At 36.6% G+C, this 8,895-nt stretch carries 6 protein-coding genes; 3 read left to right on the forward strand and 3 right to left on the reverse strand.

Annotated elements, in window-relative coordinates; translation table 11 throughout:
- The first annotated feature begins 207 nt into the window (after positions 1 to 207).
- Entirely contained in the window at positions 208 to 843 is a 636-nt protein-coding gene (locus B0A64_RS24420; protein WP_089482050.1) for a hypothetical protein, read from the forward strand.
- A 192-nt stretch (positions 844 to 1,035) separates the two neighbouring features.
- On the forward strand, positions 1,036 to 1,488 hold the full coding sequence (locus B0A64_RS24425; RefSeq protein WP_089482051.1) for a hypothetical protein: 453 nt from the start codon (positions 1,036 to 1,038) through the stop codon (positions 1,486 to 1,488).
- Between the two features lie 73 nt (positions 1,489 to 1,561).
- Here the strand turns inward: B0A64_RS24425 and pgl are convergent, their stop codons facing one another.
- The 3 genes from pgl to gndA are packed head-to-tail and all read right to left on the reverse strand — an operon-like array spanning position 1,562 to position 5,235.
- A complete protein-coding gene (gene pgl, locus B0A64_RS24430) occupies positions 1,562 to 2,278 on the reverse strand; it encodes a 6-phosphogluconolactonase (RefSeq protein WP_089482052.1) in 717 nt (238 codons plus the stop codon).
- Entirely contained in the window at positions 2,259 to 3,797 is a 1,539-nt protein-coding gene (zwf, locus tag B0A64_RS24435) for a glucose-6-phosphate dehydrogenase (protein ID WP_089482053.1), read from the reverse strand. The genes pgl and zwf overlap by 20 nt, the downstream gene beginning before the upstream one ends.
- Positions 3,798 to 3,825: 28 nt before the next feature.
- The gene (gene gndA, locus B0A64_RS24440; RefSeq protein ID WP_089482054.1) at positions 3,826 to 5,235 is read right to left on the reverse strand and encodes an NADP-dependent phosphogluconate dehydrogenase; all 1,410 of its coding nucleotides are present in this window, start codon (positions 5,233 to 5,235) and stop codon (positions 3,826 to 3,828) included.
- A 683-nt stretch (positions 5,236 to 5,918) separates the two neighbouring features.
- Between gndA and B0A64_RS24445 the strand changes: the two genes are divergently transcribed.
- Entirely contained in the window at positions 5,919 to 8,609 is a 2,691-nt protein-coding gene (locus tag B0A64_RS24445; RefSeq protein WP_089482055.1) for an Ig-like domain-containing protein, read from the forward strand.
- Positions 8,610 to 8,895: the final 286 nt, after the last annotated feature.

Below are 8,895 nucleotides of genomic sequence, written 5' to 3' on the forward strand. Positions count from 1 at the left end.
AAAATAGGTGATATTCGTATTTAGCAACACCAAATCAGAAATCTTTAATTGTTAATCTTCAATCTATATCTCTTGAAATAAAGTGTTATTTTTAATTTTTGATAAAAGTTGAAGTAAAAAAAAAACTATGACATGATTTTTATAGATTTGTAAAATCTATATCTTCCTGAAAAATCAGTTGGGAAACAATTATAAAATCTAAAGACAATGAAATCTGTTACTTCAATTTTTTTATTTTTAATGTTTGTCTGTACAAATTCTTACGCACAATTAAGTTCAGATAAAATATTTGAAAGCTTTAAGCAAGGAGAACGTACCAATTGTTCCTCGATTGCTTTTATTAAGGCTTCTTTAAATGTTTATGGATTAGACAGTCTTTTTGTAACTGAAAAAATAAATGATGGTTTACTAAAAATTACCTTAAAAAATAATGCAACCTTTAATCTTAAAGAGGACGAAATAAATAAAGCAAAGTTATCTGCCGACTTTATATACATCAAAGACAACTGTGAGAGCGAAAAAATAACAGAATACGCGATCCTGACCTACGCAGTAATGGCAAAATACAAGCAAATTATCAATAAGGAAGCAACTTTTGAGAGAGCGTTAGAAGATTTAGAAGATGGTGCCGTTTATACCCCAACAATCTATAAGTATTTAGGGTTCGAAAAAGGAAAACAAATACTAAAGTTAAAGAGAGAATCCGGAAGTGAATTTTGCGGAGTTGTAGCGTGGTCAACAGCACATGCCGTTTTTGTCTGCGAAGATTTTATGGATTATTATGGCAACAAAAAAAGTATCTGGATAAAATATCCGGGACGTTTTAGAATTATAAAGTCATAAAATTTCTTTGAAAGAGGGTAAATCCCGATATGATTTCTTTTTAAAGTAGTCGTTATACCAGTACATAAACAGGCGAATAGAACGGTATAATACTAATTGTTAAAAAAAATAAAAAAAAAGAAATCAATAAAGTTGCAATTTAAGTTAATTTATATATTTTTGTTTTTATCAACAACCAATTACATTCATCAAATGAATAGCAAAATTATTTTACTAAGTGTCCTTTTCTTCTTGACAACAGGCGCTATTTCAGCACAAGCAAAAAATGCTCCCAGAAGTATTATCAGTACAACAGCTCTAATCCGTAAATACCATGATCAAAAAGAATTGAGCGGTATGCAAAAAGGAGAACTTTTGGAGTTGTACATTGAGCGTATCAAAGTATTAGTGAAAACGCTTCCTTACATCGCTTTGGTTACTAAACCGGGTGTTACTATGGCAGATTTAGGTATTCCGGACGATAGTGAGCATAAAAAAGTATTAGATGCACAGGCAGTTGGTACTACAACATTCTTAGATACTACAGTAGATTTTCAAAGAAAAATGATGCCTTACTCTGATAAAGGAAATCTTATTGCTGCGATTTTATTTTACGAAAGCACATTAAAATCATTACACGAGTTCAATGATTTGAACGAAATGTAATCGAAATAGATTTTATAAAAAAAAAGTTTATGCTGTAAAGCATAAACTTTTTTTTTGGTCTGTAAGTACTTTCTTAATTCATACCCGCTGCACTTTTATCTACAAGAAATAATAATTCTCCGGTTACGGGTTTAATCAACTGCATTGGGTAAGTTGCAGGATTGTAGGCTCCGGTGGTTACTTCTTTTAAGGCAGGTGCTTTTTTCTCTCCAAAAGCGATTACAATAATTTTATCGGCTTTGTTTATTAGTGGTGCCGTCAGCGTAATGCGGTGCATTTTTTGAGGTTCAAGATAGTAGGCAGCAACCCACTTATTTTGTTCGTCTAAAACTGTCTGACCAGGAAAAAGTGATGCTGTGTGTCCGTCATCTCCCATACCTAACAAGATAAGGTCAAATTTGCCTTCATTGCCCAACACTTTTTTTATAGATTGTTCGTAGCTTACAGCATAATCTTCGGGTGTTACACCGGCTGCATACATCTCAAAAATATTATCTTGTGGGATAGGAACGTGGCTTAATAAGGTTGCATAAGACATTTTTGCATTACTAAGATCATCAGTAAGAGGCACCCAGCGTTCGTCGCCCCAGAATATAAAAACGTTACTCCAGTCTATTTTATTTTTGTATTGGTCTGAAGCTAATAATTTATAAATTCCGGCAGGAGATGAACCTCCCGTAAGTACGGTTGTAAATTTGCCTTTTTCGGCAATTGCTTTTTGTGCAGCTGCCACAAAAAGGTTTGCTGCTGCCGTATTAATTTCTTCTGTATTATTGTATATCTGTATCATCAGCAGTTGCTTCTTTTTTAATATTTTGTGTGTTTGGAATCCAGGAGTGTCCCTGGCGCGCCAATAACTCGTCAGCTTCTTCAGGTCCCCAGCTTCCTGCTTTGTAATTAGGGAAATTGGTTGGTGCTGTAGTTTTCCATACTTGTTGGATGGTATCTATAGCATCCCAGGCTTGTTCGACCTGATCCCATCTCATGAATAGGGTAGGATCTCCTGCGAGGGCATCGGCAATTAGAGTTTCATAAGCTTCAGGCGACATTGTAGAGCAGGAGAAATAATCAAAAATCATTTCTGCAGGTTCCAGCGAAAGTGACAAACCGGGCTTTTTGGTCATGAATTGCAACTTAATATCCATTGCTGGCTGAATATTGATAATAAGCCTGTTGGGTGTCATACCTTCTTTTCCATACGAAAATGCGGAGTGCGGAACGGGCTTAAACTGTATGATAATCGAAGACTGTTTTTCTTCCATTCTTTTTCCGGTGCGCAAATAAAACGGGATGCCCTGCCATCTCCAGTTATCGAGATAAATTTTCATCGCCACATAAGTTTCCGTATTCGAATCAGGAGCAATTCCTTTATCCTGACGGTATCCCGGAACAGGATTTCCTTTTATAGCTCCTGCATCATACTGACCTCTTACAATATAATGATCCACTTCATCCGGTTTGATGCGACGAATAGATTTTAAAACATCTGCTTTTCGATTTCGAATATCATCTGCTTCCAGTGAAGCGGGTGCTTCCATAGCTGTCATACAGAGAATTTGAAGTAAATGGTTCTGGATCATATCTTTTAAGGCACCAACTCCTTCATAAAATCCGCCACGTTCTTCTACACCAACTTCTTCGGCTACCGTAATTTGAACAAAATCAATAAAGTTACGACTCCACAAAGGCTCAAACATCGAATTTCCAAAACGGAAAGCAAGGATGTTCTGAACGGTTTCTTTGCCTAAATAATGATCGATTCTGTAAATTTGTTCTTCTTTGAAAGTCTGCGAAAGCATTACATTCAGTTCAATTGCAGAACTTTTATCGTAACCAAAAGGTTTTTCGATAATAATACGATCCTGCTTAGGGTTTGAAGCAAGACCAATTTTGTTAATATTACCTGAGATTGTAGTTATGAACGATGGCGTGATAGAAAGGTAAAAAAGACGATTGGCACGTTCTCCAAAAGCCGCATCTATTCCATTTATCTTTTCGTTCAGTCTGTGGTAAGATTCTTCTTTGTCAATGTCAAGACTTTGGTAAGTAATGTGAGAAAGAAACTTTTGGGTTTCCGGATCATCAGTACCTTTTTTTCTCGAAAATGTCTCTAAATTTTCTAAGACATAGCTACGAAATTCTTCCTCGCTTTTTTCTGCTCTTCCCAGTGCGATAATCTGAAACTTATCAGACATACGCCCGTCAAGGTACAGGTTTTGAAATGCGGGAAAGAGTTTTCTTTTTGCCAGATCTCCGGTTCCTCCAAAAATTACAATGATGGTAGGATTTATATTTTTGAACTTATTCATTTTTGTATGTTGTGTTGCTTAAAGTTCTTTATTCAGACCATTGTGTATGAAAAACACCTTCGGTATCAATACGTTCGTAGGTATGTGCCCCAAAATAATCGCGTTGTGCCTGAATAAGATTTGTTGGAAGATTCTCAGATCGGTAGGCATCAAAATAAGCCAATGAGTTCATAAGTCCTGCTACAGGTAATCCTTTTTGCACGGCAAATTGCACAACAGTTCTTATTCCTGCCTGATTGTGGGTTAGTTTTGAAGCGATTCCGTTATCCAAAAGTAAGTTAGGTAAATCTGCTTTTGCAGCAAATGCTTTTCTAAAATCTTCTAAAGCATGAGCCCGAATAATACAGCCACCACGCCATATTTTGGCAACAGTTTCCAGATTTAATCCGTAATTATATTCTTTAGAAGCCGTATGAAGCTGTGCCAATCCTTGTGCATAAGTTACTACAATAGAAAAGTACAAAGCCGATTTTAATGCAGCAATTGCTTCGCTTGTACTTGCAGTATTTTCGGGAGCATTCCAGACCAGTTTAGTAGCGGCTTCGATTCTTTCCGGTTTTGTTTTAGACATATCACGCATGACAACTGCTGCATCGATTGTAGGAACCGGCACTTGCAGATCCATTGCGTTTTGAGATGTCCATTTTCCTGTACCTTTAGATTTTGCCCAGTCCGAAATTTTATTGATCAGTCTGCTGCCATCTTCGTCTTTTTGTTTGAGTATATTTCCGGTAATTTCGATCAAATACGATTTAAGATCGTTGGTTTGATTCCATTCTTCAAAAGTTTTCTGGATCGTATCTTCGTCCAGATTATACCCTCTTTTCATCAGGTCATAAACCTCAGAGATCAGTTGCATGATTCCGTATTCGATTCCGTTGTGCACCATTTTTACATAGTTTCCGGCAGATCCGTTTCCTAAATATTCTACACAAGGTTCTCCATCTACCTTTGCAGCAATGGCTTCAAAAATAGGGCGAAGTCTCTCGTATGCTTTCTGGTCCCCGCCAGGCATCATTGCAGGACCAAATCTTGCTCCTTTTTCCCCTCCGGAAATTCCCATTCCAAAAAAATGAATCCCTTTAGCAGATAATTCCAAAAATCGTCTGTCCGTATCCGTAAAATAAGTGTTACCACCATCAATTATAATGTCTCCTTTGTCCAGATGCGGGAGCAAACTTGCTATTGCGCTGTCTACAGGTTTTCCCGCAGGAACCAGCAGCATAATAGCTCTTGGTTGTTGAATAAGCCCCACAAAATGCTTTACATCTGTAGTTGCTTCAATGGTATGGTCAGCATCAGCTTCTTGTTGAAGAGAATTGACTTTTTCAGTATCTAAATCTAAACCTGCTGCCGCAAAGTTATGGCTTGCAATATTCAAAAGTAAGTTGCGGCCCATTACACCAAGTCCTACAATTCCAAAATCAAATTTGTTCATAGTTTTCAATTAACTAAAATTATTAGAAAAATGCTTTTTCCTGAAAAAAGTAAGAGAAAAAAAAGTAATGCTTTTTCAGTCAGTTCTTTGCAGAAAAATAACGTTTGTTTTAATCTTACATTTAAGATTTACTGTGCTAAGTTAAAGAAAAATGATGAAATATAATGGCATTAATCCCCCTCTTTAAGGCTTTATTGTGATACTTTTTTGGGAGGTATGTGTGCCTTTAGGCACTAAATATTTGTAGTCATTAGATTTAAAATTCATTGGCGTGCCGTTGGTATGCGACAAAAAGAGAACTATTGCTTACCTACGGCATGCTAATTTGATTCTAATTGATGTTTTCTGCCACTATATTAGTGCCTAAAGGCACAAATTGAGGTCTATAAATCCTTGACAAGCATTTTTTATTATTATTTTGAGAAAAGAGAATCTGTAAAAAAGCGTGATAATTTTTTTGATAATCTTATTTAATTGCTCTTAAATTACAGACTTCTCATCTATATTTATTCTTGATTTTTTATTTTGAATAAAAATATAAGTATTTGATTATTAGTTAATTGATATAACGAAATCGTTGTATATATCTTGATTTTTGACTCATCTTTTTTTTAATTTCTCCTTTAAGTCTAGTTTCGTTATACCCTAATTGTAGGAAAAAACTAATTTAAAAAACCGAAATTATGAAGGAACAATTACATGTTATTTTTTTTAAAAGAGATAGATTAAGCGTCCTGCTTTGGCTCTTTTTTGTACTATTAACCTCAACTTTATCTGCACAGCGTGGTTATTATGATGCCGCTTACAAAAGGTATGAAGCAAACTTGGGGCAATTGTCTAATGGTAGTACAACTACATCAAAATCATACGTTCAGGCAGATCTTCAGTCTGAAGCTTCAGACCAGCAATGTGTCAATATGTCTGCGACAAATGCCACAGTTCAATGGACCGTTACAGAAGCTGCCGATGGACTTGTAATTCGCTACAGTGTTCCTGACGGGCAAACCGGGACTTTGGGCGTGTACAACGGAACCACAAAAATTACGACACTTACGCTGACTTCGACCTGGTCGTGGGAATATTTGTGGAGTAACGGAAATCCAAATAATAACGGTATTACAAATCAAAATCCAAGAATGCGATTTGACGAAGTGCGTTATAAACTTCCTGCAAAAATAGCAGCTTCCGGAACGTTAAGATTAGTAAGAGAGTCGGGTACTATTCATTTGGATTTTGCAGAGCTGGAACCGGTTCCAACAGCGGTTACGGCTCCTGCAGGTTCTGTAACTTATACCGGAAACGGCAGTGATCTCCAAACTTTTATCGATGCAAACGGAGGTAAAAAAATATTTGTACCAAGTGGTGTTTTTAATGTGAACAGGGAATTGTATTTTGGTACAGCAAACACTTCGTTAGTAGGTGCCGGAATGTGGTATACTCAGCTTAATTTTACCAATACCAGCAGTGGCAACGGAGGATTAAGGGCTAATGCAAGCAATATTTCATTTACGGATCTTTATCTCACCACAAATTCAGCTTCGAGAAGTAATTCTTATAAAGCCATCAATGGTGTTTTTACATCAGGTTCGACGGTAAAAAACATTTGGGCAGAACATTTTGAATGTGGTGCCTGGATTGCACAATATAATGTGGGAGGTCCTGCAATTGCCGATGGGTTTACAGTATCACATTGTCGTTTTAGAAATAATTATGCAGATGGAATTAATCTTTGCAAAGGAACTGCCAATTCAGTAGTTGAGCATTGTAATTTTAGAAACAATGGCGATGACGATCAGGCGATCTGGTCTGCAGACGGACTGGAATGTATCAACAATACTTTTAGGTACAATACTTCAGAGAACTGCTGGCGTGCCTGTGGTCTTGCTATTTATGGCGGAAAAAATAATAAAGCTTACAATTTAATTATAAAAGACAACCTCGAAGCGGGTATCAGAGTTAGTAATAATTTTCCCGGAGCGCCATTTAACAATGACGGGATGCATGAAATTCATGATATTACAGTAAGTACATGCGGAACTTTTAATGATACTTATAATAATCCGGTGGCTGCGGTAGATATTTTTAGCGCTACGAATGCCGGAAGTCAGGTAAAAAATGTTCAGCTTTATAATATCGATATTTTAGATTCCAGAAATGATGCGATTTCGATAAGCAAAAGATCAGGAGACGGTATTTATAATCTTAGTTTCAAAGATATAACGGTTAACGGGACAGGTAAAGAATATCCAAATAATAATGCCCTAAACAGAAACTGGGGCAGAGGCTTTTTTGTACTTATTGCAGGTTCTCCTGCCGGAAATGGTACCTATTGCAATATGAATTATTCTAATAGAGGAGGTAATGCTTCGTCTAATGAAGAAACAAGTGCAATTGGTACATTTTCATGGACACCAGGTTCTGGCTGTTCCACCACATCTGTTCCTGTAACAGGAGTTACCGTTACGCCAACAACAGCGAATTTGAGCGTTGGTGCAACACAACAATTAACGCCAACTGTTGCGCCTGCCAATGCAACAAACAAAACCGTTACTTACAGCTCTAATAATACAGGTGTTGCAACTGTAAGTGGGGCAGGTTTAGTAACAGCAATTGCTAACGGAACAGCGACGATTACGGTAACCACTCAGGATGGCGCCAAAACAACAACTGCTGCAATCACGATAAGTACCGCTACAGGAAACTATTTTACCATAAAAAATAAGTGGACCAATAACTATTTGTATGATGCGGGAAACAATGTAGGATATGGGGCAAATGTTGCGAATAATAATTATAAATGGGAAAAAGTAGCTGTCGATGCCACCTATTTTATCTTAAAAAATGTAGGTACGGGAGATATAATGCATATCGAAAACCTGACAGGAGCGGTACAATGTACTGCCGGATCAACTGGTTGGTATAGTGCACAATGGTCTAACGAAAATGTTGACGCTACATGGGTAAGAATTAAAAACAGATGGCAAACAGGAAGTATGATCCATATCGAAAACCTAAATGGTTCTGCTCAATATGCCGGAGCACAAAACAATTGGGAAAGTGCACAGTGGCAATTTCAAAGTACTTCGACATCTAAAAAGATTGGAGTTATTGAAGATGAAGTAACAGCCGGGAATAATGCGGCAGTTAGCCTTTATCCAAACCCATCGACCAATAATGAATTTAATGTGGTCTTGCCGGAATTAAAAGCTGGTGATGTAGCAACAGTAACGGTTATTGATATAAACGGAAGAAAGGTTTTGATTAGCAAACTCGATAAATCAGGAAAAATCAATCATAATTTAGCTGCGGGAATATATGTTGTTACGATTAGCTCTGGTGCTTTTACTATTTCAAAAAAGCTGATTGTTCAATAATTAATCTTAATTTAAGGCTCTTAAAAAAAAATGCTAAACCGTAAGGTTTAGCATTTTTTATATTTTTTAACCCGTTGGGTGTAATTACTTCGTCTGTTCGCTTCGCTTGGGTCAAAAAATATATATTTAACACATAGAAACATAGATTTTTTTAGCCAAAAAGAATGCCAAAAGAAATACATTTCTTTCACATAGCCAGGCTATGTGCATTTTAAACAAGTGAAATGCCTTTTTTTAAAGATCCAAAAGCTATGTTTCTATGTGTTAAAATTAATTACACCCAACG

Source organism: Flavobacterium araucananum (genome assembly GCF_002222055.1).
Taxonomy (GTDB): domain Bacteria; phylum Bacteroidota; class Bacteroidia; order Flavobacteriales; family Flavobacteriaceae; genus Flavobacterium; species Flavobacterium araucananum.